This is a genomic window from Butyricicoccus sp. AF18-9LB (genome assembly GCF_027684505.1).
Lineage (GTDB): Bacteria > Bacillota > Clostridia > Oscillospirales > Butyricicoccaceae > Agathobaculum > Agathobaculum butyriciproducens.
Genome location: NZ_JAQCWA010000002.1, coordinates 164,814 through 190,109, shown reverse-complemented (window position 1 = coordinate 190,109; position 25,296 = coordinate 164,814). Strand labels below are relative to the sequence as shown.

22 protein-coding genes, 1 tRNA gene and 1 riboswitch are annotated in these 25,296 nt (G+C 56.7%); of the genes, 7 read left to right on the top strand and 16 right to left on the bottom strand.

What is annotated here, in order from left to right:
- Positions 1-72 precede the first annotated feature (72 nt).
- Positions 73-175, bottom strand: a riboswitch (TPP riboswitch).
- A 98-nt stretch (positions 176-273) separates the two neighbouring features.
- Positions 274-1,488: a DNA polymerase IV gene (gene dinB, locus PGY33_RS02815; RefSeq protein WP_270477246.1), complete on the top strand. Its 1,215-nt coding sequence runs from the start codon at positions 274-276 to the stop codon at positions 1,486-1,488.
- 34 nt (positions 1,489-1,522) lie between these two features.
- Here the strand turns inward: dinB and PGY33_RS02810 are convergent, their stop codons facing one another.
- The 11 genes from PGY33_RS02810 to yajC all read right to left on the bottom strand — a co-directional run bounded on the left by PGY33_RS02810 (position 1,523) and on the right by yajC (position 10,625).
- Entirely contained in the window at positions 1,523-2,563 is a 1,041-nt protein-coding gene (locus tag PGY33_RS02810; protein ID WP_270477244.1) for a hypothetical protein, read from the bottom strand.
- A complete protein-coding gene (locus tag PGY33_RS02805; protein ID WP_270477243.1) occupies positions 2,529-3,029 on the bottom strand; it encodes an RNA polymerase sigma factor in 501 nt (166 codons plus the stop codon). The genes PGY33_RS02810 and PGY33_RS02805 overlap by 35 nt, the downstream gene beginning before the upstream one ends.
- 87 nt (positions 3,030-3,116) lie before the next feature.
- Entirely contained in the window at positions 3,117-4,523 is a 1,407-nt protein-coding gene (gene pdxR, locus PGY33_RS02800) for a MocR-like pyridoxine biosynthesis transcription factor PdxR (RefSeq protein WP_270477241.1), read from the bottom strand.
- A 710-nt stretch (positions 4,524-5,233) separates the two neighbouring features.
- Positions 5,234-6,184: an AEC family transporter gene (locus tag PGY33_RS02795; RefSeq protein WP_270477240.1), complete on the bottom strand. Its 951-nt coding sequence runs from the start codon at positions 6,182-6,184 to the stop codon at positions 5,234-5,236.
- Positions 6,177-6,641, bottom strand: a complete 465-nt coding sequence (locus PGY33_RS02790; protein ID WP_110435344.1) for a MarR family winged helix-turn-helix transcriptional regulator — start codon at positions 6,639-6,641, stop codon at positions 6,177-6,179. Before PGY33_RS02790 ends, PGY33_RS02795 begins: the two co-directional genes overlap by 8 nt.
- Before the next feature lie 349 nt (positions 6,642-6,990).
- Complete coding sequence (locus tag PGY33_RS02785) at positions 6,991-7,524, bottom strand: hypothetical protein (RefSeq protein ID WP_270477238.1); 534 nt, start codon at positions 7,522-7,524, stop codon at positions 6,991-6,993.
- A 71-nt stretch (positions 7,525-7,595) separates the two neighbouring features.
- Positions 7,596-8,090 carry an NAD(P)-binding domain-containing protein gene (locus PGY33_RS02780; protein WP_270477236.1) on the bottom strand — a complete coding sequence of 165 codons (495 nt, stop codon included), beginning with the start codon at positions 8,088-8,090 and terminating at the stop codon, positions 7,596-7,598.
- A gap of 98 nt (positions 8,091-8,188) precedes the next feature.
- Positions 8,189-9,568, bottom strand: a complete 1,380-nt coding sequence (scfB, locus tag PGY33_RS02775; protein ID WP_117751057.1) for a thioether cross-link-forming SCIFF peptide maturase — start codon at positions 9,566-9,568, stop codon at positions 8,189-8,191.
- 70 nt (positions 9,569-9,638) lie between these two features.
- Positions 9,639-9,782, bottom strand: a complete 144-nt coding sequence (scfA, locus tag PGY33_RS02770) for a six-cysteine ranthipeptide SCIFF (protein WP_110435348.1) — start codon at positions 9,780-9,782, stop codon at positions 9,639-9,641.
- 12 nt (positions 9,783-9,794) lie between these two features.
- Complete coding sequence (locus PGY33_RS02765; RefSeq protein ID WP_118284649.1) at positions 9,795-10,211, bottom strand: TIGR04086 family membrane protein; 417 nt, start codon at positions 10,209-10,211, stop codon at positions 9,795-9,797.
- 60 nt (positions 10,212-10,271) lie between these two features.
- Complete coding sequence (gene yajC, locus PGY33_RS02760; protein WP_242988051.1) at positions 10,272-10,625, bottom strand: preprotein translocase subunit YajC; 354 nt, start codon at positions 10,623-10,625, stop codon at positions 10,272-10,274.
- 345 nt (positions 10,626-10,970) lie between these two features.
- Between yajC and sigK the strand changes: the two genes are divergently transcribed.
- The 4 genes from sigK to PGY33_RS02740 all read left to right on the top strand — a co-directional run bounded on the left by sigK (position 10,971) and on the right by PGY33_RS02740 (position 14,513).
- Positions 10,971-11,678 carry an RNA polymerase sporulation sigma factor SigK gene (gene sigK, locus PGY33_RS02755; protein WP_110435350.1) on the top strand — a complete coding sequence of 236 codons (708 nt, stop codon included), beginning with the start codon at positions 10,971-10,973 and terminating at the stop codon, positions 11,676-11,678.
- 133 nt (positions 11,679-11,811) lie between these two features.
- A tRNA-Gln gene (locus PGY33_RS02750) sits at positions 11,812-11,885 on the top strand.
- A gap of 123 nt (positions 11,886-12,008) precedes the next feature.
- Positions 12,009-12,473 (top strand): zinc ribbon domain-containing protein, encoded by a 465-nt coding sequence (locus PGY33_RS02745; RefSeq protein ID WP_199667344.1) that lies wholly within the window; start codon positions 12,009-12,011, stop codon positions 12,471-12,473.
- Positions 12,474-12,758: 285 nt separating this feature from the next.
- Complete coding sequence (locus tag PGY33_RS02740) at positions 12,759-14,513, top strand: 1-deoxy-D-xylulose-5-phosphate synthase (RefSeq protein ID WP_118753484.1); 1,755 nt, start codon at positions 12,759-12,761, stop codon at positions 14,511-14,513.
- A gap of 286 nt (positions 14,514-14,799) precedes the next feature.
- Here PGY33_RS02740 and ppdK read toward each other — a convergent pair whose 3' ends face one another.
- The 5 genes from ppdK to PGY33_RS02715 all read right to left on the bottom strand — a co-directional run bounded on the left by ppdK (position 14,800) and on the right by PGY33_RS02715 (position 23,625).
- Positions 14,800-17,433 (bottom strand): pyruvate, phosphate dikinase, encoded by a 2,634-nt coding sequence (gene ppdK, locus PGY33_RS02735; RefSeq protein ID WP_118478090.1) that lies wholly within the window; start codon positions 17,431-17,433, stop codon positions 14,800-14,802.
- A gap of 220 nt (positions 17,434-17,653) precedes the next feature.
- Positions 17,654-19,369, bottom strand: coding sequence for a trypsin-like peptidase domain-containing protein (locus tag PGY33_RS02730; RefSeq protein ID WP_270477229.1), 1,716 nt, complete (start codon positions 19,367-19,369; stop codon positions 17,654-17,656).
- 124 nt (positions 19,370-19,493) lie between these two features.
- Entirely contained in the window at positions 19,494-19,988 is a 495-nt protein-coding gene (locus tag PGY33_RS02725) for a flavin reductase family protein (protein ID WP_118564200.1), read from the bottom strand.
- A 97-nt stretch (positions 19,989-20,085) separates the two neighbouring features.
- The gene (locus tag PGY33_RS02720) at positions 20,086-22,653 is read right to left on the bottom strand and encodes a DNA translocase FtsK (protein ID WP_270477228.1); all 2,568 of its coding nucleotides are present in this window, start codon (positions 22,651-22,653) and stop codon (positions 20,086-20,088) included.
- A 150-nt stretch (positions 22,654-22,803) separates the two neighbouring features.
- On the bottom strand, positions 22,804-23,625 hold the full coding sequence (locus PGY33_RS02715; RefSeq protein ID WP_118478082.1) for a Cof-type HAD-IIB family hydrolase: 822 nt from the start codon (positions 23,623-23,625) through the stop codon (positions 22,804-22,806).
- Between the two features lie 163 nt (positions 23,626-23,788).
- Here PGY33_RS02715 and PGY33_RS02710 point away from each other — a divergent pair, with 163 nt between their 5' ends.
- A complete protein-coding gene (locus tag PGY33_RS02710) occupies positions 23,789-24,001 on the top strand; it encodes a hypothetical protein (RefSeq protein WP_118478080.1) in 213 nt (70 codons plus the stop codon).
- 20 nt (positions 24,002-24,021) lie between these two features.
- The gene (locus PGY33_RS02705) at positions 24,022-25,296 is read left to right on the top strand and encodes a phage terminase large subunit (protein ID WP_117489716.1); all 1,275 of its coding nucleotides are present in this window, start codon (positions 24,022-24,024) and stop codon (positions 25,294-25,296) included.

Here is a 25,296-nt window from a genome sequence, read left to right as displayed (position 1 = left end):
GCAAATATCCTCTTTTCCGCAAGAAAAAATGCTCCGGTCTCACCATGCGGTAAAACCGGAGCATTAAAATTTCAAGTGTATGCGACAGCTTCCCTACGATGGTGCTAACCAACAGGTTCAAAAGGTTAGGCTCTCGCCCTCTCAGCCGCTCATCACGGCACCCTTGCTTGCAAATACAGTATGCACCTCATTCTCCCACTTGTCAAGCACATTTTTTTCGGATATAATGCAGTTATACGATGCAAACATTCGTTCGGGAGGAGATGATGACCGATGGACCGAACCATTCTGCACTGCGACTGCAACTCGTTTTTCGCGAGTGTGGAAACGCTGCTCGACCCGTCGCTTGCCGACGGACCGACCGCCGTCTGCGGTGATCCGGAGAGCCGTCACGGCATCATTCTCGCCAAGAACGAGAAGGCCAAAGCCTTCGGCGTACAGACCGCCGAGACCATCTGGCAGGCGAAACGAAAATGCCCGGATTTACGGCTGGTAGCACCGCATCGGAGCGAATATGTGAAGTTTTCGCGCAAATGCAACGAGCTGTACCTGCAGTACACCGATCTTGTCGATCCGTTCGGCATTGACGAATCCTTCCTTGATGTCACCGGCTCGATACACCTGTTCGGCTCCGGCGAGCATATCGCGGACGAGCTGCGCCGCCGCATGCGCGAGGAGGTCGGGCTGACCATTTCGGTCGGCGTATCGTTCAACCGCGCGTTCGCCAAGCTCGGCAGCGATTACAAAAAGCCGGATGGCACGACGGTCTTTTCGCGCGAAAATTTCAAGCAGCGCGTATGGGCCTTGCCCGCGAGCACACTCCTGTATGTCGGCAAACGCGCCAGCGACCGGCTGAACCGACTGGGCGTGCGCACGATCGGCGAACTTGCCGCCTGCGATCCGGCGTTTATCCACAGCATTCTGGGCAAAAACGGCGATCTTCTGCTGCGTTACGCCAGAGGCGAGGACGATGAGCCTGTGCGCTCGTTTTACGCGGAACGAGAGGTCAAATCGGTCGGCAACAGCATGACGTTCGCGCACAATCTGCTCGGCGCGGACGAATGCCGCATGGGCATCACGGCGCTGTGCGACAATGTCGGCAGACGTTTGCGAAAGCGCGGCATGGTGTGCCAGACCGTGCAGCTCGGCATCCGCGACCCGGAATTTCACAACCGCTCACGGCAGGTAACGCTTGAGCGGCCGACCAATTCCACGCGTGCGCTCATCGACCTGTCCATGCAGCTGCTGCTCGGGCACTGGCCGATGGACAAGCCGGTGCGCCTGCTGTCGGTCACGGCAGCCAATCTGCTGCCGGAAAATCAGTCGTGCGAGCAGCTTTCGCTGTTTGACGCCGCCGAGGATATCCAGAAGCGCGACCGTCAGCATAAGCTCGACCAGACGGTTGACGCGCTGCGGCAGAAATTCGGTGATAAATCAGTTGTGTTCGCGCATTCGGTAAAGAAAAAGGATAAAACGGATAAAAAATGAGGACATATCTGCCGGATATGTCCTCATTTTTGCGTTACTGCGTCAGCCGGAAGGATACCGCCCAGCTGCCGTCCATCAGGTCGCTTGCGGTGTAGATATCACCGGTAAGTGTACAGCCGGCAACATCCTCGTATGCCATCGGAAAAACGTACTCTGTGTAATCAATATCATTGTCAAAATCCTTGTAGGATACCGTGTATTCGCACATCCGTTCCGTGCCGTCCGCAAGGTGCAAGGTCGAAAAATCTGCGTGATTATCCAGCGTCAGCGAACCATCTGTGCGATAATGCAAATGCAGTTCTCCATTTTGCCATCCGGCAGCAATCAGTGCGCATACCCCATTCTCACTCTGCCACAAAGTGCCCTGCGGAACAAGAAAATCATAGTCGTGCATGGTTTCGTACAGCGAGATATCCGACGCACTCAGACCGTTGATATCGTGGTTCTCGGTCGGTGCATTCTGCATCACTGCGGACAAATCCGCCGTTACCGGAACATCTTCCTGCTCTACTTTTCCAATCAGCAGCTTGTTAAACGAAAACTCGAACGCGCCTGCCGGAACATCTCCTCCCAAATCGTCAATTTGAAGAAAATATGTTGCCGTGCGGGTACTTGGATCGTAGTCAACCGTCGAGCAGCCGCAGGACAGCGGTGCAGTTCTGCCCAAGCGCGGATAATCCAAATGCCAGCTGTCGTACATATCCGGCGCGGCATCGCCGAACATGCTGCCGGTGGTGTCGGTCAGCGACAAATAAACCTTTGCCGTGCTGCCTTCCACGTCCGCCGAAACGACCTCCAGCTTGACGCCCCGGTCCTCACAGACCTGCCCGACCGGCTGCAGGTACTCCGCCATGCCGGGTGCGATTTGGTACAGCACCCGCAGAACCGCCTCCTGATTGGCGGCTACGGCGGTGCTCACGCAGGCCAGTGCCGCCGCAACCGCAAGGATGATCTTGAGCGGTTTTCGCGCTCTGTGCGGCCTGCCGCTCTCCATTTTGGCGATTGTCTGCTGCACCAGTGCGTCGCTCGGCGTGATATTCTCATTCATGCCGCGGTACTGCTTGTGAAAATCCATCGTCCAACTCTCCTTTCATCAATTCGCGCAGCTGTGTCCGTGCGCGCGTCAGCCGTGTACGTATCGCGGACGGTTTTTCCCCGCTCATGCGCGCAATCTCCTCTGCGGTGTAACCCTCGTAGTAGAATAAATGCACTGCCGCGCGGTACTTAGGCGTCAGCCGCCGCAGGGCTTCATCCAGTGCGCTGTCCTCCGGCTCAGGAAACGGAATGCGATCATCGAGCGGTGTGTCGTGCCGCCGCCATGCCATGCGCCAGTGGCTTTTCAGGCAATTGAGCGTCACCCGCAGCAGCCATGCCTTTTCGTGCTCCACGCTGTCGAAAACCGGTCGTTTACGCACGGTCTGGAGAAAGACCTCCTGAAAAATATCGTCCGCATCGTGACGGCTGCGCGTCTGCGCATACGCCAATCGGTATACCATGTCACCGTAGACGCTGACGAGTTGTTCGGGTGTTTTTGCGGTCATGCTCCATCCTCCTTTCACCGGTAATACGAAATAAAAACCCGAAGTGCTACAAATTTTCGCAGAAATTTATCGCACTTCGGGTTGCATTTATTTTGTCCACGCTTGCTTGAGCAGCTTTGCCGCCTCGTCGATCTGCTGTTCGGTCAGACCGGCATAGCCGAGCACGAGTGTTGCTCGCGGCGGCTTGACCGGCGGCGTATAGTACGCCGAAAGCGGGTAAACGCGCACACCGACCGTCTTTGCGCGCTCAATAAGTTCGTGCTCGAGCATGCCGTTGCGCATGTGCAGCAGCAGGTGCAGACCGGCTTCCGAGCGCGAGACCTCATGCGGCAGGTCGGCCAGCTCGCGGTCAAGTGCGGCCATGAGCGCGTCGCGGCGTGCCTGATAGATCTTGCGGCTGCGGCTGATGTGCCGCTCGAAGCCGCCGGTGTGCATGAAGGCCGCCAGCGTGTGCTGGTCAAAGCTCGGCACGGTAGATGAGTACCGCGAAAACCGTTCACGATAGCGCGCCATCAACGCATTCGGCAGCACCAGATAGCCGATGCGCAGTCCGGGGGCAAGGCTTTTCGCAAAGGTGTTGACGTACACGACACGGCCTGTCCGATCTAGCTCGCCTAACGCCGGAATCGGGCGAGAGGCGTAGCGGAATTCGCTGTCGTAATCATCCTCGATGATGTAGCGGTCGGGCGCTTCCGACGCCCAGCGAAGGATTTCCAGTCGGCGGGCAGCCGTCATAACCGTGCCCAGTGGGAAATGGTGCGACGGCGTAAGGTATACCACCGATGCGTCACTCGCGGCCAGCGCGTCAGCACGCAGACCGTGCTTGTCCAGCGGTGTCGGACGCACGGTCACACCGTTCACTGCGAAAATCTGATACAGCTTGCGGTAGCCGGGGTTCTCGAGCGCGTACACACGGTCGCGGCCGAGCAGCTGAATGACAAGGTGCATCAGATACTCCGAGCCTGCGCCGATGAGGATGTTGTCCGGCGAGACATTGATGCCGCGGAAGTCGTGCAGGTAGCGCACGATCTCCTCTCGAAGTTCCGCCGCGCCACATGGGTCGGTCGCACGGAGCAGTGCACTCGAGTATTCGCTCAGCACACTGCGCGACAGCCGCGCCCATGTGGAGAACGGAAAGCAGCCGTTATCGACAAAATCCGTGCGAAAATCGTAAGGATAGGTCTCCTCAGAGGCGAAAATCGGCGACAAAGGCGGTGTAAATGGCTCCTGCGGCTCGGAGACTGGCACGGCAAGCTGCTCCTGCACAAAGTAGCCGCGCCTTGGCGCAGAGGCGATGTAGCCTTCGGCGGCAAGCTGACCGTAAGCGGTTTCCACGGTGATCTGGCTGACGCGCAGATTGGCCGCCAGCTGGCGTTTGCTCGGCAGGCGCGTGCCGCCGGGCAAGGCGCCGGACATGATGTCCGCGCGGACAGCGTGGTAGAGCTGCTCGTAGAGCGGCTGTTGGTCGTACGGTTTGAGATGGTAAGTCAGCATGGCCGGATGCTCCTTTCTTTGCGTCTTTTGCAAAATCTGTGCTGATTTTATGAGTTATCGCTTGCGAAGCGAACGAAATCTGCGCTGACGCCGCGCGGGCGCACAAGAGGGTAGACACCAAGGTTTCTACCCTCTTGTGAATCACCCGTTTCCTGTCATAGTCTGGCGCAGACCAGAGACCGGCGACCGCTGCGAAAATAGGGGTACGGCAGTCGGGTTACTCTTGCGTTTGTTTCGTAAAATATTCGCAGTTCCCGGATAGCTTACTGCTACACAGACCGGCTACTTCCAGCAGGCGCGACATACCCGTGTCGCGCAATTCGTTAGCGTGTTATCACAGACGGCACCTACGAAGATAAATGTTACCAAGTGTCTATATTCGCAGGTGCTGTCTACAATCTCCAGACTAACGATTCGTGCGGCACTGTTATGCCGCACCCAGCGTAGAGCCGCCGATCTGTGTAGCAGTCAGAAAACAGCTTGAGCATCTGCGGTTGAGAAATGGGCGGCCATTGGCCGCCCCTACGGAAGATGAACAGTACGGCCGTTCCCCCATAGTCTCAGCTCTGCAAATTTCGCCGTGCTCTCCCAAAGGGAAACGGGAGTCCCAAGAGGGTAGAAACCGCAGGTGTCTACCCTTTTGGTTTCCCCGGCGAAACCGCCGGGGAAACCGCCGGCGTTCCCCTCGCCTCGAAGGCGAAAAACTTACGTTAAATAAGCGCCATCGAACGCAGAATGAACAGCGTCAATGTCAGCGTAACCGCACTCAACGCCGTGCTGAGCACAATGATCGACGATGACAGCACATGATCACCGCCCATATTTTTCGCCATAACATAACCGGACGCTGTGCTCGGCGCACCGCACAGGATGACGATAGCCACCAGTGTCTGCTCGCGGAAGCCGAGCGCCACGCCCATCGGCAGAAAGATAGCACTCAGCAGCACCAGCTTGATAAACACGGCTGCACAGGTCGGGCCCAGCTTTTTGATTGCCTTTGCGCCCTCAAAACCCGCGCCGATGCTCAGCAGCGCCATCGGCGTTGCGCAGTTGCCCAGCATGGACAGACCCTTGTCCAGCATCGGCGGAAAGTCGATTGCCCGTAGCGAGAACGGCAGACCCGCGAAAATACCCAGTATGATCGGGTTGGTGATGATGCCGCGCAGCGTTTTGCCGACCAGGCCGCGGTGGTCCGCCTGCTGTGCGTCCGGAGCGGTGACAGTCAGCACCAGCACCGAAAAGATGTTGTACAGCGGCACGCTTGCCACGATCATCAGCGGCACAAGACCGGCATTGCCGTACAGATTCTGCACAAAGGCCACACCCAGTATCGCCTGCGAGCCGCGGAAAGCGCCCTGTGTAAACGCGCCCACCATACTCTTATCTTTAAGAAAGAGGGACGCGCCGATCCAGACGGCAAAAAAATACACCGTTGTCGCACCCGCACAGAAAAAGAAAAACACGGGGTCGAACTGCTCGGTGATGCGTCCCTGTGCGATATCGCGGAACAGCAGGATCGGCAGCAGCACCTTGAACGACAGACGGTCAATGTCGGTCAGCGTCTGCTTGGTGAAAAAGTTTTTGCTGCGCAGCCAGCGGCCAAGCACGATGATCGCAAAAATCGGCACGGTGGCATTCAGACAGAATATCAGGTTATCCATTGGTTTCTCCCTCCACGGCTGCTTCCTCGTGGCGGAAGAAGTCCTGCAGTTTCTCTAAGCTCTGCGCCAGAAGCGCGGTCTGCTCGGGCGAGAGCGTGTCCACCAAAGACGCGATCATACGCTCGTGAAAGTCCTTGTGGTACTCGTAGGCGGCCCTACCCTTGTCGGTGAGCATGATATTGACAACGCGGCGGTCCTCCTGGCTGCGCACACGGCGCACCAGTCCCTTGGCGACCAGCTTGTCGCACGCAACCGTCAGCGTAGCCAGTGTTACGCCGATTGACCTGGCAACCTCGCTCATACGCACAGGTTCCCTGTCACCGATCTTCTCGATGATGTGGATTTCGGTGATGGACACCGCGCTGCCCAGTCCGCCCGCCATGGCGCGTTCTTCGATTTTGTTGATCCGGCCGAACACATCGACCAGAAAGGAATTGAGTTGCTCTGCGTCTTCCATGTTCGCGCTGTCCCTCCGTTAGTTCGTTAATCTAACTAAATATTAGCATAAAATTGTCGAGCTTGCAACAAAAAAGGCGCAATCGAATGATTGCGTCAATGGATATAGGATTTTTCGAGCTAAATAATGAAGAATGGAAAATCGACGTGGTCGTGAATCAGTGTGCAAATAGTTTGGAAAACGGCGGGGTGAGGGCAGCCCGCCCTCACCCCGCCGTCTATCGGATTGGCACCATTGATAATGAACAAATGCTACCGTCACATACGCAGCACAAACGAAACTCGCGCAAGGATAGGCCATTTTCAATTCTGCATCATTTCACTGTGCATTTGTGCATTTTTATACAGACTTACACATTGCACAGTGCCGCTATCGCGGCCCTCAGGAGGGCACTCAGCGCGGCGAGCGTAATACACAGGAAATACGGCATCCTGCACGTTCGAAGCGAATACCGTCCGGTGGCTTCGCCGCCCTGCCAGACCATAGAGCATGCGGCAAGCAGCGCGGAGACGCTCAGCACGGCGGGTACGCCGGCTGCTCCGATGATGAGGGCGTTTCCTTCTCCCACGCTGACCGCGACGGTCATGGCAAGCACGAAGCCGCGTGCTGCGGCAACCGCACTCAGCAGCAGCTCTCTCGGGCGCAGAAAGGCGCACCCGAGCGGCAGCAGCACCCAGATGAGCGCGCACAGCGTGCTCTGCACCACATGCGCGGGCAATTCAGCCAGCAGACCGGAAAGCACTGCCGCGCCGTCCCCTTCGCCGGCCCGCAGACCGGTCAGACCGCCCGCCGCTGCACCGCACAGGAACATCGCACACAGGAACAGGAACACCGGCGTCCGCACCAAATCGTCAAAAAAACCGAGAATATGCTGTTTGTTCATACGTCTTCCCCCTTGGAAAAGTCATAGAACAGCATATTCCCGGTTTTATCTTTTTAGAACAACAGACGGACTTAGCCTTCCTCGTTGATCGTCTCGCACATCGCGTTCACAAGATCCTCGCAGGGCTTGCGCAGGAACGGACGTACCTTTTTGCTGATCTCGTAGGTTGCATACAGCTTGCCTTCCTCGTCACGGTGCAGCACGGCCGCGATCAACTCGGTTGCAGCGGCGATGCGGTCAGCCAGGTACGCAAGATCCACCTTTTCGCTGTCGCACACGGAAACTACCACGCGCTTCTGCGAACTGCTGGAAATCTTGGCAAGCTCGGTCGGCATTTCACGCTTGGAAGCGGTGAGCAGCACGATCTCGCTCTTGATCATGGCAGCAAGTTCGTCCTCGCAGATACGAACCTCGTCGTAGCCCTCTGCAGCCTTGCAGGCCGCCGCATTCTTCGCGGACAGGAACAGATTGCGCTGCGGTACGACCTTCTTCTCCAGGATGGCGCGGATCAGCTTCTGAAGATATTCACCTTCACCAAGCACGGAAACCAGTACATTCTGCGGCATAATATCATCTCCTTCACAGGGCAGTACAAATACAAGAGCAATTATACGCACAAACAGTCCGTTTCGCAACGGATTTTACGGATTCTTTTTACAATTCATCACTTCGACTGATTTGCACAAATTTTATCCATTGCCTTTAGGTAAATTGCACATTCCAGACGCTTACGCTCCATCTCGCAGCCGAGGTCGTAGGAGTCGTTCATGTCGTGGTTCATGTTGTAGTTTGCTGCCGAGCAGCCACCCGAGCAGTAGAACTTCGCCCAGCACTTCTGGCACTTCGGACGAGAATAGATGTTCATGCCGGCAAACTTCTGCGCGATGTCCATATTGAAGGACTGGTCGAGCACACTGCCCTGCTTGAACTCATCCTTGCCGACAAACTGGTGGCAGGGATAGATGTCGCCGTCCGGCGTTACGGCTACATACTCGTAGCCCGCGCCGCAGCCGCGCAGACGCTTGACAACGCACGGACCCTGATCCAGATCGACCATGAAGTGGAAGAAGGTAAACGGCTTGCCTTCCTTCTTACGCTCGAGCATGATATCGGTCAGACGGTCGTACTCGGCCTCGATCTTCGGCAGATCGTCCTCGGTCAAGTCGTAGCCGCAGCCCGGGTCAGCCGTTACCGGCTCGACGGAAAGGCGGTCAAAGCCTGCATCCGCGATGCTCAGCACATCCTCAGCAAAATCGAGGTTGTGCGAGGTGAACGTGCCGCGCGCGTAGTAATCGAGGTTCGGGTCGCGCTCGTCCACCAGCGCCTTGAACTTGGGCACGATGGTGTCATAGCTGCCCGTACCGGCTACCGTCTTGCGGAACTCGTCGTTGACCTCACGGCGGCCGTCGAGCGACAGCACGCAGTTGTCCATGTTCTCGTTGATGTACTTGCGCTTGTCCTCATCGAGCAGCAGACCGTTGGTGGTGATGGTGAAGCGGAACTTCTTGTTATACTTCTCCTCCAGGCTGCGGGCATAATCGACCGTCTGGGTAACGGTATCCCACGCCATGAGCGGCTCGCCGCCGAAGAAATCGACCTCGATGTTGTGACGCACGCCGGAACGCGCGATAACAAAGTCGATGGCCTTCTTGGCGATCTCGGGCGGCATGATCTTGCGGCCCTGACCAAAGTCGCCGGTGGATGCGAAGCAGTACTGGCAGCGCAGGTTGCAGTCGTGCGCTACATGCAGGCACAGGGCCTTGACCGGTGCATTCACCGGAATGTAGCGGCTTACGTCGATGTAATCATCCTGCGCGAACAGCTGACCGGCCTTTTTCAGCTCGTACAGCTCGTCGTATGCCTCGCGGATCTCGTCCGCGGTGTAGTCCGGCAGGGCGTCAATGATGCTCTGCGGACAGGTATCACCCATGTTTTCATCCAGCAGTCCGGACACTGCATAGCTGATATCATCGAGCAGATGTACCGCGCCCGAGTTGACATCGAGCACGAAATTCAGCCCTTTTTTCTGATAACGATGAATCATTTATTTTCCTCCGATATACAGGAACAAGGCGCACCCGCAGGCGCGCCTTGCATATTCCTTTTAAGCGTGATTACTTTGCGTGCTCGCACTTCTGGTTTGCCACGGTGCAAGAGGTCTTGCATGCGGACTGGCAGGAAGTCTGGCACTCGCCGCAGCCGCCGTGTGCTGCAGTCTGCTTCAGGGTTGCAGAAGTCAGGGTAGAAATATGCTTCATTTGATTTCCCTCCTATTTTTTGATGTGGCTGTAACGCTTCTTTTTCCGCATATTGGCACCGGCGTAACCGCCCAGTGCCGAGGCGATCAACGAGCAGAGCAGGCTGATCACCGTGCGTACAAAATGAATGGATTGACCGAGCGGCAGCACCGCAACGATCAGCAGGATCAGAAAAACCGCAAAACCTGCGCCGAGCGACCAGAAAAACTGGTTTTCGCCTGCGCGCTTTGCAGCGACCAGTGCGGCAAGCGCACTGCCGAGTGCAAGGAACACCAGTGCACAAGGCGCTATTGCACCCTCTGCCAATGTGCCGCGGTGAACGAGCACCGCACCGAGCAGCATCAGCAGCAGAGTACCGAGCAATCCGGCAAGCACCGACGGTAAAAGGATACCGACCGGTGACTGACCCTCATTGGTTTTTCTCATCATTTCATAGCCTCCCGCCGAATTTTATTTATATGTCATGCTATTCGGCAAGAAATGGGGTTATTACTTTGCGTCCTTCTTTGCTTCCTTGGGCGCCTCGACCGTCTCGGTCGCCGGAGCCTCCTTACCGCGGATCGCCCAGCGGTAAATCTTGAGCTTCGTGCGGTCGCTCGAAGACTCGATGACCAGAACGTCGTCCTTGATGCTGACTACGCGGCCGATAAAACCACCGATGGTGGAAATCTCATCACCGATCTCGATGGAGTTACGCATATCGCGCTCCTGCTTGTCGCGCTTGCGCTGCGGACGGATCAGGAAAAAGTAGAATACGACGATCAGAACTACAAACGGCAAAAACTGCGCGATAATCGCGCCATAATCCGACAGAGCCGGCATTTTGTCCAATGCCATAACCATGGTTACACCTCCCTATGCAATTTGCTGTAAATACTCACTATATTATACTGGATATTCTGTCAAATTACAAGTCCTTTTTGGAGGCAATACCACATAATTCAGCTGCGGCGCTTTACGGAAATTTTGTATCCTGATATCGGCCTCGATTCCTTGCGCGAGTTCCATCCGCGCTGCCGCGATTTCTTGCAATACACAAAACATTGCTGCGAAACCGCGCCTAATCAGTACGCAAAATTTACTCGTAAATCGCTCTTGCTGTATTATGCGGTACTGCCTCTTTATTTGTGCTACTTAAGCTATTCACAGCATAAAATAGCAGTATCTTATCGAAACGAGGTGCTGACCATGCTTTTCCCTGCTTTATTTGCGCTCGGCGGTGCATTTTTCTTCTTTGTGCTGCGTGTACAGGGCGCGGACGGATCGTTTCCCAAGCCGCTCACGCCCGATGAGGAGGCGGTTCTGCTGCGCCGCATGCAGCAGGACGGGGACGCCGAGGCACGGGAAAAGCTGATCGAGCACAATCTCAGACTGGTAGCGCATATTGTAAAAAAGTATTACGCTGTAAGTACGGAGCAGGACGATCTGCTGTCCATCGGCACGATCGGGCTGATTAAAGCCGTGAACACCTTTAAGGCGGATAAGAATATCCGGCTGGCGACATACGCCTCCAAATGCATCCAGAACGAGCTGCTGATGTATTTCCGGCAGAAGCGCAAGAGTGCGGGCGAGCTTTCGCTCTCGGACACGCTCGAATCGGACGGCGACGGCAATGCGCTTGCCCTGCAGGATATCATCTGCTGCGAGGACAGCGGTCTGTCCGCCGTTGAGGAGCAGGACCGGTACCATGCCATGCACCGCGCGCTGGCAGGCTGTCTCTCTCCGCGGGAACGCGAGATCATCCGCCTGCGGTACGGCATCGGTCTGGCCTCTCCCCTGCCGCAGCGTGAGATTGCCGCACGGCTGGGTATTTCGCGCAGCTATGTTTCGCGCATTGAAAAGCGTGCGCTCGAAAAGCTGCGGGAGGCTCTCGAACGCGAGGGACGGCCGCCGTAAAAGCGACGGTTGTCCCCTTCCGAAAAAATTTTTAATTTTTTTCGAAAAAAGGGTTGACGAATCCCGGATTCTGATATATACTAAACAAGTCGTCAGCGATGAGTCATCAAAACGACAGCAAAACTTAACAAATAGCCGAATTGTGTAAAGGTAGCACGACAGACTCTGACTCTGTTTGTGAGGGTTCGAATCCTTCTTCGGCTGCCACCGAAAACCGTCTTTTTTGAAAAGACGGTTTTTCTTTTTCCTTTTCGTGGTTTTCCTGTGACGGCTATTTGACAGACGGTCTCTCTCCCGATATACTAAAGTATATGTAAAGGAGCGATTACCATGTTTTGCATGAACTGCGGCACGCAGCTGCCGGACGGCGCAAAATTCTGCATGAACTGCGGCACAAAGGTCGGTGAGGTCGGCGCAGGTGCTGTCCCCTCCGGCAAAAAATATCCCTCGTACGCGATGCTGTATCCGAACAGTATGGCTTATCTCGAGTCCCCTGCCTATCAGCGCGAGCGCGGTCTGATGAAGCAGTCCGAGCTTGGCGCGACGCCGTATGCGGGCTTTGATTTTACCAACTATGTTTCTCTGGACGACGGCACGATGGTCGGCTTTGTGTTCGGGCACACCGCGCGTTACCGCGCTGCCGAGGACTTCGGCTACAATCTCTATCGCCTGAATCCGGACGGCACAGCTGTTTTTCTGAACGCCGGCTGCAAACGCGGCGGCGCCGAGCTGTATGTGCAGGACGGAAAAGCGCACTGGACGGTGAATGGAGAAGCGTTTTCCGCATCTATTTGAGCATTAAGGCAATACCGCATAATTGAACAAGAGTGATTTGCGAGTAAATTTTGCGTACTGACGAGGCCCAGTTTTGCGGTAATACTTGATGTATTACCGTGAAACTGCAACAAAGTCAGGACACAAAATTTCCGCAAAGCACCGCCGCTTTAATTGTGCGGTGTTGCCTTAGGGCACCTGGGATCAGGTGCTTTTATTTTTGCATAATTTTTCGTAAAACCGCTTGACTTGGAGCACACTCCAAGTGATAGAGTGAGTCTAGAAAAAATATTCAGGAGGAAAACTATGTATATCGAGAACATCAACGGTCCCGCTGACGTGAAGAAGCTGAACATTAAGCAGATGACCGTGCTTGCGTCCGAAATACGTGATGCACTGCTGACCAAGCTGAGCCGTCACGGCGGCCATTTCGGCCCGAATTTCGGTATGGTAGAGGCAACCATCGCACTGCACTATGTCTTCGAGTCCCCGAAGGACAAGTTTGTATTCGACGTTTCCCACCAGTCCTATCCGCACAAGATGCTGACCGGCCGCAAGGACGCTTTTCTCTACGAGGAGCACTACGACGACGTTTCCGGCTACAGCAACCCGCACGAGAGCGAGCACGACCATTTCACCATCGGCCACACCTCCACCTCGGTCAGTCTGGCCTGCGGTCTGGCCAAGGGCCGCGACCTCAAGGGTGAGGACGGCAACGTGGTCGCTATCATCGGCGACGGTTCGCTCAGCGGCGGCGAAGCGCTCGAAGCACTCAACTATGCGGCAGAACTGGACGGCAACCTGATCATCCTCGTCAACGACAACGATATGTCCATCGCGGAGAATCATGGCGGTCTGTATCAGAACCTGCGCCTGCTGCGCGAGACGGGCGGCAAGGCCGAGTGCAACCTGTTCCGTGCGATGGGTCTGGATTACCGCTTTGTAGCCGACGGCAACGATATTGCTTCGCTGATCGAGGTATTTAAGGCCGTAAAGGACAGCAGGCAGCCGGTTATTGTGCATATCGTCACCCAGAAGGGCAAGGGCTACGCGCCTGCCGAGCAGCACAAGGAGGCATGGCACTACTGTGCGCCGTTCCATCCGGAGACCGGCGAGCCGCTGATGGACATGAGCGGCGAGTGCTATGAGAGCATTACGCTCGACTTTATGATGAAGAAGATGCAGGATGACCCGTCTGTGTGCATGATCACCTCGGGTACGCCGACCGTGCTCGGCTTCACCGAGGTGATGCGTAAGAAGGCCGGCAGGCAGTTCATCGACGTAGGCATTGCCGAGGAGAACGCGGTTGCACTGGCGTCCGGTATCGCAGCAAACGGCGGCAAGCCGGTCTACGGCGTGTACAGCACGTTCATTCAGCGCGCTTATGACCAGATTTCGCAGGACCTGTGCATCAACAGCAACGCAGCTACCATTACCGTTGCGTGGGGCTCGGTTTACGGCATGAACGATGTAACGCATCTCGGTCTGTACGACATTCCGATGTTGGCGAACATCCCCAATCTGGTTTATCTGGCGCCGACTACCAAGGAAGAATATCTGGCGATGCTCGACTGGAGCATTGAGCAGAACGAGCACCCGGTCGTTATCCGCATGCCGGGCGGCGCACTGGTTTCGGACGGAAAGGCTGTTACCAAGGACTTCGGCAGGCTGAACACCTACGAGGTTAAAGAGAAAGGTACCCAGGTTGCCGTAATCGGTCTGGGTTCGTTCTACCCGCTCGGCGAGCAGGCGGCGGCGCTCATCAAGAAAAAGACCGGCGTACAGCCGACCCTTATCAACCCGTACTATATCACCGGCGTGGATACTGACCTGCTCGAGAGCCTCAAGGCGGAGCACGATGTGGTCATCACCCTCGAGGACGGCGTACTCGACGGCGGCTTCGGTGAGAAGATTGCGCGTTTCTACGGTGACTCTGACATGAAGGTACTGAACTTTGGTCTCAAGAAGGAGTTCCTCGACCGCTATGACGCAGACGAGGTACTGAAGGACAATCACCTCACCGCAGAACAGATTGCGGAGGATGTGGAGAAGGTTCTCTAAAAATCGCGCGTAAGCGCGCATAAAATAGCATTTGCTCTGCAAATGCAAGAAAACCGAGGACATGCGCCACGCAGCGCGGCCAAAAAAAGCCGCGCAAGGATAGCGTTCGGTTTTTTTACATCTGGAGGGAGAAAGTTTCTGAATAGGAACTTTCGGACGACTTTGGAACGGCTCACGGTCCGTTCCTGCTTGTCGGCGGAACCGTGGTTCCGCGACAGCCCAAACGTGAAAGGCTTCGGAGCAATGCTCCGAAGCCTTTCGCGCTGTATGTCAAGTTTGGGGAGGTTTATGCCAGTCCAAGCTCCTTTACGCGAGCCTGTGCCGCTGCCAGACGTGCGATCGGCACGCGGAACGGCGAGCAGGAAACGTAATTCAGACCAACATTGTGGCAGAACTCGACGGAGGACAGGTCGCCGCCGTGCTCGCCGCAGATGCCGAGCTTGATGTCCGGACGGGTGCGCTTGCCTTCTGCAACAGCGAAGCGGATCAAGCGGCCTACGCCGTTCTGGTCCAGACGAGCGAACGGATCGGACTCGAGGATCTTCTTGTCGAAGTAAGTCTCCAGAATGCGGCCCACGTCATCACGGGAGAAGCCGTAGGTCATCTGGGTGAGGTCGTTGGTGCCGAAGGAGAAGAACTCCGCTTCCTTGGCCACATCGCCTGCGGTGACTGCGGCACGCGGCGTCTCGATCATCGTGCCGACCATATACTTCATCTTCAGACCGGACTGCTCGATCAGCTCGTCAGCCTTAGCCTTGATAACCTTCTTTACAAAGCGCAGCTCATTGACCTCGGATACCAGCGGAACCATGATCTCCGGCGTGATATGCAGGTCGTCTTCCTTCCAGACGTTGATAGCTGCGGATACGATAGCCTCGGTCTGCATCTCGGCGATCTCCGGATAGAGAACGTCCAGACGGCAGCCGCGGGTACCCAGCATCGGGTTGAACTCGTGCAGGCTTTCTACCTTGCCCTTGAGCTTGTCGAAGGATACGCCCATCTCATCGGCCAGCTCCTTGATCTCGTCATCCTCGTGCGGGAGGAACTCATGAAGCGGCGGGTCAAGCAGACGGATGGTAACCGGCAGGCCGCCCATCGCGCGGTAAATTGCCTCAAAGTCGCCGCGCTGCATAGGCAGGATCTTGGCCAGAGCCGCCTTGCGCTGCTCGAGCGTATCGGAAATAATCATCTCACGAACCGCCTTGATGCGGGCCGGCTCGAAGAACATATGCTCGGTACGGCAGAGGCCGATGCCTTCTGCGCCGAACTTGCGGGCCTGCGTTGCATCACGCGGGGTATCGCCGTTGGTGCGAACGTGCAGGGTGCGAATCTCGTCAGCCCAGCCCATGAAGCGGCCGAAGTCGCCGGTCAGCTCAGCCTCCTGCGTTGCGATCGCGCCGAGGTATACGTTGCCGGTGGAGCCGTCGAGCGAAATAACGTCACCCTCGTGCACTACCGTGCCGTCGGCAAAGGTCAGGGTCTTATCCTCTTCGGAAACCTTGATGCCGTTTACGCCTGCTACACAGCAGGTGCCCATGCCGCGGGCTACTACGGCTGCGTGCGAGGTCATGCCGCCGCGGGCGGTCATGATGCCTTCGGATACGGCCATGCCGTCGATATCCTCCGGAGAGGTCTCCTGACGGACAAGGACAGCCTTGATGCCGGTCTTGTGGGCCTTAGCTGCATCATCTGCGGTGAAGTAAACCGCGCCGCAGGCTGCACCGGGCGATGCCGGCAGACCGGTGGTGATCGGCGTAGCTGCCTTGAGAGCTGCCGGATCGAACGTCGGGTGCAGAAGTGCGTCAAGCTGCTTTGCCTCGACCTTCATAACCGCCTGCTCCTTGGTGCAGACGCCTTCGTCCACCAGATCAACCGCTACCTTGAGCGCTGCCTGTGCGGTGCGCTTGCCGTTACGGGTCTGCAGCATGTAGAGCTTGCCGTTTTCGATGGTGAACTCCATATCCTGCATATCGCCGTAATGCTTCTCAAGACGGCTGGAAATGTCAACAAACTGCTGATAAACCTCCGGCATGGTATCTGCCAGCGCAGAGATCGGCTGCGGGGTGCGGATGCCGGCTACAACGTCCTCGCCCTGTGCATTCATCAGGAACTCGCCGTACAGCTTCTTTTCGCCGGTGGCCGGGTTGCGGGTGAAGGCTACGCCGGTGCCCGAGGTCTCGCCCATATTGCCGAATACCATGGACTGTACGTTTACAGCAGTGCCCCAGCTGTGCGGGATGTCGTTCATACGGCGGTAGGTGTTCGCACGCGGATTATCCCACGAGCGGAATACCGCGCGGACAGCCTCCATCAGCTGCTTCTTCGGGTCCTGCGGGAAATCTTCGCCGAGGGACTTCTTGTAGTGATCCTTGAACAGAACGATCAGCTCGGACATATCGTCCGCGTCCAGTTCATTATCCATCTTAACGCCCTTTTTGTCCTTTACCTGGTCGATAAACTGCTCGAAGGTGGACTTAGGCAGCTCCATAACAACGTCAGAGAACATCTGAATGAAACGGCGGTAGGAATCGCGTGCGAAACGCGGGTTATTGGTCAGCTTGGCAACTGCTTCGCAGATCTCGTCGTTCATGCCGAGGTTAAGGATGGTATCCATCATGCCGGGCATGGATGCGCGCGCACCCGAGCGAACGGATACGAGCAGCGGGCGCTCGGGATCGCCGAGAGTCTTGCCGGTGGTCTTTTCGAGCTTATCGAGGTACTCCAGAATCTGATCCTGAATATCCGGATAAATAGTCTTGCCGTCCTCATAATAACGGGTGCAGGCCTCGGTGGTGATGGTGAAACCCTGCGGCACAGGCATGCCCAGTCCGGTCATTTCAGCCAGATTGGCACCCTTGCCGCCAAGCAGCTCACGCATTTTTCCGTTGCCCTCCGGGAACATGTAAACATACTTTTTCATTTGGGTATTTCCTCCGTTTCGATTGATGCTCTCTCTAATACTCATTCTCTTTATCACGCAAGCACATTATAGCACGTTAGCGGTGAAATATTCCATTGTAGTATTATACCGATTTCCCACGAATATATTGTGCACTTTGACCAATTATGTATTTTTAACCAAAACTCAAACGTTTGCGTAAAATCCATCTTTTTAATTTATCAGAAATTTTGTCCGATTTTTATTTTATCTTTTCCTGTTTTTCTCGATTTTTACGGTGTTTTGGGCGTAAATACGTTTCATGCCCATCAGCCTTCATTTCATTAGGCGTAATGCACAAATTCCTGCAAAGAAAATCGGCGGTCTGAGGCAGACCGCCGATGGAAGCGAAGGAATTGCTGGAAACCACGACACTGATCGCAGGGATGCCGTCGTAGCTGGTCTCGTAGAGCTTGACCGAATACGGATACGTCGAGGACGAGGTGAACGAGCCGCCGGTGAACTGGTAGAAGGTATTTTCGCCCAGTGCGGCATAGTAGCGGAGCAGAATCTTGTCGCCGGCTTCTACCTCTCCCCTGTCGTAGTAGTAGGTGGTCGTGGTGCCCTCCCGGATGGTGCCAAGCAGCGCAACACCGGTCACCGTGCCGAAATCCGGCACCGGATAGTGCTTGCTGTAGCAGCGCGACGCATCCGGCTTGTGGTTGCGGTTATACTCGCCGGGAGAGTACGCCGTACCGTCTCCGATCAGGTTGTTCAGGTAGCGGATCGGCACCGAGTAAGACGGTACGCCGCCGGAATGGCTGCTGACCGTAATGCCGACAACCTTGCCCTCATCGTTGATGAGCGCACCGCCGGAATTGCCGCTGATGACCTGCGCCGTGCTTTCGATCATCGGTGCAAGGTAATCGTCGTTTTCCGGGTCGGTCACCTTACCGGTCGTGACCGTTGCGGCGCCGCCGCCCGGGTAACCAAGCGCGTAGACCGTGTCGCCTTTCTCGACCTCGGTGGTAACACCGAGGTACGGCAGCGTGCTGCCGACTACACGGATATGCGCGATGTCCGCGTCCGCGTCAAAGTTGTAGATCGTGACCTCACGCTTGGTGCCGTCGTACATCTCGGCCACAAGGCGGTAAACGCCGTTGACAAGGTGTCCGCAGGTCACCGCGTCGCCGCGTGCGCTGAGCACAACGCCGCTGCCGATGCCGAGGATGTTGTTCTTGTAATCGTAGGCGTACAGCTTGAAAATCGCCGGTACACAGGCACTGAACACCTCGTCCGCCGTCATGCCGACATGTGCTGCCACAGTGAAGCTCTGCCGCAGATCCGGCTTTGCCATACGGGTGACGATAGCCGCAACCTCGCTGCGGCGAATGTTGGTGTTCGGCTTGAAATCATGCGCGTTGTTGCTGCCCGTAAGTACGCCCGCCCGGTACAGACGGTACACATCAGCGGCATAGCCTGCCGACATGTCAACATCCGCAATCGCACCGTCCGCAATGTCGTTGATCGCGGTCAGGGCGTCCTCCGGCAGCGCGTTTGCAAAGATGGACGCAAACTGTGCTCGGGTCGCCGGCTGATCGTAATTCACATAAGTCGTGTTAATAATACCATTTTCCAATGCATACGTCACATACGGCTGATACCACGGACGGACTTTGTCAAAATCCGCACTGCCGTTAACATATATACTATGTAGGCAAGCCGCCAGTTTGATTGCCTGAGCAATCGTCAGGTTGCTGTTCGGCTTGAACTGGGTGGCGTTTACGCCGTCCACCAGCTTGTATTCATACGCCGCCTGAACATTCTGCGCGTACCACTCGGTTGAGGGCACGTCGGTGAACTGTCCGGCAGGATACGTTGTTTTCGAAGTAAAGTTTTCATAGCCCGCAAAAGCCGCAGGCAGCATGCCGACCATCAGCGCAGCCGCTGTGATCAGACTGAGCAATCGTTTTTTCACGAATTGCATTCCTCCCTTTTGAGGCGTGGGTTTGTGGATTGGGATACAGGGCCGCAGAGCGACCCTGTACTTCTTTCTTGATGATACACCAAAACCGTGAGGAATTGGTGAATTTTCTGTGAAATCAGTTCTCGTAAGCGGCTACGATCTCGCCGATATACATGGTGTGGTAGTCGTGATCGCCGTACCACTTGTCCTGCACTTCCTGAGCCATATCGTCCGGTGCGATGTCGGTCACACCGCGCTTGCGGCAGATGAGTACCAGCTCAGCCTCCTCGAAGGTCGGCTGACCCTCTACGAATACCGGCGTCAGACCGCTCTCGTGCATCTTATCCATGTCACGGCCGGACTTGGAGCCGAGGGTATTCAGTGCCTGACGGTTGCCGTCCTTGAGCACGGTCAGGGTGAAATACTCGCCCGCGTCTACAAACTCCTTGGTGAAGCGGCTCTTGCGGATATAGCAGGTCGCACTCGGCTTGCCCCACATAACGCCTACAGCACCCCAGCTTGCGGTCATGGTATTCCACTTGTCCTCGGTGCCTGCGGAAATCAGCATCCACTTCTGACCGATCAGTTCGAACGGATTGAAAGACTTTTCGGCAATGTTGATCTTCTTCATGATATGTTACCTCCTGAGAGAATTGTTTAGCAAATTGAGAATTGAAAATGGAGAATGGAGAATTATAGAACGGCACAAAGATAGCGTTCATTTTCCATTACTGCTGCTTGTCGAGCGGCATTGTGCGGCGCAGCTTCATCTCCTGCCAGTCCTCACGCGAAATGAGTATCTGGCGCGGCTTCGAGCCTTCGGATGGGCCGATGATACCGCGGTCCTCGATCTGGTCGATAATACGCGCGGCACGCGAATAGCCCAGCTTCAGACGGCGCTGCAGCATGGATGTGGATGCCTGGCGGCAGTCCATGATGACCTCAATGGCTTCCTCGATGAGTTCATCCTCATCGTCGCCCAAATCGTTCGTGCCGCTGCTGCCGCCGCCCTTGTTATTGCCCACCTGCTCGGCCTGCTGCTCGATGTGCTCAAGGATTTCCTCGCTGTACTCGGCGGTGCTGGTCTCCTTGATGCGGGCAATAACAGCTTCGATCTCCTCGTTGGAGATGAAGCAGCCCTGTACACGGGTCGGCTTGCCCTCACCGAGCGGTGCATACAGCATATCGCCCTTGCCGATCAGCTTTTCTGCGCCGGTCGTGTCCAGAATGATACGCGACTCGATCTGGCTGGCTACCGCAAACGCGATACGCGACGGGATATTTGCCTTCATAATACCGGTGATAACGTCAGCCGACGGACGCTGCGTTGCTACAACAAGGTGCATGCCTGCGGCTCGTGCTTTCTGTGCGATACGGCAGATGGAGTTCTCGACTTCCTTGGCGGCGACCATCATCAGGTCAGCCAGCTCGTCGATAACGATGACGATCTGCGGCAGCACCTGATACTGCTCGGGATGACCGTCCTCGGTCTGCTCGGCTTTGGCCTTTTCGGAACGCATGAGGTCGTTATAGCCGACCAGATTGCGCACCTGATGGTCTGCGAACAGCTTGTAGCGGCGTTCCATCTCACCAACCGCCCAGTTGAGCGCACCGGCGGCCTTTTTCGGATCGGTAACAACCGGAATCAGCAGGTGCGGAATGCCGTTATAGTTGCCCAGCTCAACCATCTTCGGGTCCACCATAATCAGGCGGACTTCCTCCGGCGTGGACTTGTACAGCAGCGAGATCAGCATGGAGTTGATGCACACCGACTTACCGGAGCCGGTGGTACCGGCAATCAGCATGTGCGGCATCTTGGCAATGTCACCGATGACCGGCTTGCCGGTGATGTCCTTGCCGACGGCAAAGGACAGGCGGCTTTTCGCGTTGGCAAACGCAGGCGAGCCGATACACTCGCGGATAAAGACCGTATTGACGGTTTTGTTCGGCACCTCGATGCCGACCGCGACCTTGTCCGGAATGGGCGCGATACGCACGTTTGCCGCGCCGAGCGACAGTGCAATGTCGTCCGCCAGTGCGGTGATGCGCGAGATTTTGATGCCGCGCGGGATGGTCAGCTCAAAGCGGGTGACCGACGGTCCGCGGACAATGCCGATGATCTGCGCCTCGATGTTGAACGAGTCGAGCGTATCGAGCAGGCACGCCGAGCTTTCGCGCAGCTCGGTCTCCGCACCGGCTACCGAAGCGTGCTTGCCCTGCGTCAGCAGGTCGATCGGCGGGTAGTCGTACACCGGCGCGGGGGCCTTCTGGCTCTCGTCGATCTGCTCGTTCATGGCCGCCTGCTCGATTTCCGAGATGTTCTCGGTCTTTTTCGGCTTGGATGCCGGCGCGGGAGCCGCCTCATGCTCGGGCTCCGGCTCGGAAGCGTGCGTCGGTTCTTCCTCCGGCTGCTTGTTTTCAACCAGATCCATAATGCTTCCGGCCTTTTTCTTCACGTTATCGCGCAGTGAGCGCAGATATTCGTCCGGCGCGATTGCCTTGCCGTGGCGCTTGTTCGGGTCGATCAATTCCTCGCCCGGCTTATCCTCTCCGGGCGGATCGGCGTCGATCGGGATGTCAAAGTCGGATTTACGGTGTGCACGGCGCTCTTCTCGGCGCTGTGCATGCGCAGCTGCCGCTTCGTGGATGTTCGGCAGCTGAACAGGCGCTTCGTAGCGCTCACGCTCCTCCTCGTCCTCGTATTCATACTCAGGCGGACGAACCATGTCGTACAGCGCCTGCGGCGTGATGCGACAGGCCACCAGCAAAGTCACGATGAACAGCACCAGCAGGATGAGCAGTGCGCCGATGGACGAGAGCGCCCACTCGAGCAGGATGTACAGACCGCCGCCCAGCAGACCGCCGGACGAGCCTTCCATACCGGTAGAGAGCAGACCGCTGAGCGTGCTCATGGACAGGTCGTACTCATTTGCACACGAAAAGGCGTGAATGATACTGCCGATCAGCAGCGGCATGAGCGCGATACACGTTCCGCGCAGACGCACGGGACCCTTGGGACGCGCAAACAGCAGCACGGCGATGCCGATCAGCGCAAACGGCATGACATACGCACCCTTGCCGATGAGCGCACCGATGCCGCGGTGCAGCCACTTGAGCAGCACGCCGTCGATCGGCAGGATCGACAGCAGGCACAGCAGACCGACAATGCCCCAGATTGCGCCCCAGACCGGACGGGACAGGATCGGACCGAGTTCCTCCGGCTGCGGCTGTGCCGCACGCTTGCCCTTGGGTGCGCTTTTCGTCGATTTTTTAGTTGTGGTTTTCCTTGCAGCCAAAACTTTTATCCTTCAACTTTCTTTGTGATTCAATCTGACGGCGTTCTGCGCCGTTTTTCCGCTTTCTGCGGATACTCTGCAAGTATATTATAGCATAGAAATCCGATTTTTACCACTGTTTTTCCGGAAAACAGCGGCCGGTCTGCTCGTTTAGCCGTTCTCCGCGATGATGCGGTCGATGGCGGCTGCTACGCCGTCCTGTGCGTTGGTGAGCGTCTCGCGCAGGCACAGATTTTTAACGGCTGCGCTTGCGTTTCCCATCGCAATCGGGAGGGCTACGGCGTTCAGCATTTCGAGGTCGTTTTCGCTGTCGCCGATGGCCGCGGCGTGGTCGAGGTCGGTGCCCAGCTCTCGGCACAGCATGCCGAGAGCAACGCCCTTGTCCGCGGCCGGCGTGATGACCTCGAGGTTGTCAGCCGCGCTGCTCATCACGCGGATACCCGGAATCTGTTCCAGTTGCGCACGGGCGCGCACGAGCATGACCGGGTCATGGCTGCGGATGAACATTTTATCGACCGAAACATGGTTTGTGGCAATATATTCCGCAACAGACGGCACAACCTTTTTCGAGCTTAAATAGCCTTCATTCGACTTATATTTGCCAAATTCAATATCATCATACGGGGTAATGAGCAGCGTCTCTCCTGCATACACCATTGTGATCATGCCGATGCGCTCCACCACGGCAGACGCACGCACAGCAGCTTCCCACGGCATGGACATGCGCATGGTGCAGCGCTCCTGCGACACGCTCGACAGCGTCGCGCCGCCCGAGGTGACCATCTGGTCATCCGTGCCGAGCATGAGTGCAAAGTCGCGTGCCTCACCGCAGATTCGTCCGGTGGAGACCACAACATGAATACCGCTCTCGCGGGCACGGCGCACGGCATCGGCGGTCGCCGGAGAGACCTGATTCTGCGGATTGAGCGCGGTTCCGTCTAAATCGAGCGCGATAAGGTCGATTTTTTTCATCTTCTTTCCTCCTGATACTGGCGCTGCTGCGCCGCATATTTCCCATCTTATTCAGCATACCGCAGCTGGGCAAAAATTGCAAGCAAATAAAAAATCGAACATTTGTTCTTGACAAATTCGGATTTTGCTCCTATTCTATGGCTCATCGAAAGGAGGTGAGGCCATGTGCAGCGAAAACGAAAAGCCGGATCAGCTGATCCGCATGCTGTACGACATCGCAGACGATGCGGAAGCACCCGCGAACAGCCGGCTCAGCGCGATCAAGGAAATCCTCGACCGGACGGTCGGCAAGGGCGTGATGCTGGGCGGCGAGCAGACCGAAGCTCAGCCAGTGGAGATCGTGTTTCGGATCGTAGACGATACGAATTCCCCGTAACACGGCGGCAGGCGGCGTTCATGCAGTCGGACACGCTTGAAACGCTGTTCGGCGGCGCGGCAGGCGGCGGCAAAAGCCACGGTCAGCTGCTCGATGCTTTGCGGTTTGCGGTGTGCTATCCGGGTTCACGGCAGCTCATGCTGCGAAGGACCATGCCGGAGCTGGAGCGCTCGCTTGTACCGGCGGCTTTGCGGCTGTATCCGCAGTGCATTGCAAAGTACAAGGTGAGTGAGCACCGGTGGGATTTTGCAAACGGTTCAGCGCTGGAATTCGGGTACTGCGACGCGGAAAGCGACGTGACCAGGTACCAGAGCGCGGAATACGATGTCATCCGGTTCGATGAGCTGACACATTTCACCGAAAGCCAGTTCACCTATCTGCTGTCGCGTATCCGCGGCACGAACGGATTCCCCAAGCAGGTCAAGGCGACGACCAATCCCGGCGGTGTCGGTCACCAGTGGGTGAAGAGCCGTTTTATCGACTCCATGCCGCCGGACACCGTGCGCGAGTTCGACGGCGGCACGCGGCTGTTTCTGCCCGCAAGACTGGGTGACAACCCGTTTCTCCGCAAGGCGGATGCAGGCTACGAGAAACGCCTGAAGCTGCTCTCTCCCACCGATCGGAAAGCACTGCTCGACGGCGTGTGGGAACTGAACGAGGGACAGTATTTCAGCGAATTTTCGCGCGACCTGCATGTTGTAAAGCCGTATGCCATCCCGCATGACTGGCGGCGCTGCCTGACCATTGACTACGGTCTGGACATGCTGGCAGCGCTATGGATTGCGCAAAGTCCGGACGGACACAGCGTGGTCTACCGCGAGCTCTACCGTCCGGGACTCATCATTTCGGATGCAGCGGCGCAGATACTTGCCTGTGAGACGGCCGGAGAACACATTGACTGCCGTCTCGCGCCGCCCGATCTGTGGAACCGACGGCAGGAAACCGGCAGAAGCGCGGTAGAGCTGTTCGCGGACAGCGGACTGGATTTTGTTAAAAGCAGCAATGAACGCGTCGCCGGATGGCTGGCGCTGCACGAGCTGCTCATGCCGCGCAAGGATACGGACGGCGCCGTTCGTCCCAGACTGACGATTTTCGACACCTGCCGCAATCTGATCCGCACGCTGCCTGCACTGCAGCACGACAAACGCAATCCGTCCGACACAGCGAACACGCCGCACGAGCTGACCCATGCGCCGGATGCGCTCCGCGGGTACGCCGCGACCGTGTACGAGCCGGTTAAGGCTGTCCCTCAGTCAGCGTATGACTGCGAGGTAGGCGAATTTCTCAGGTTTTAG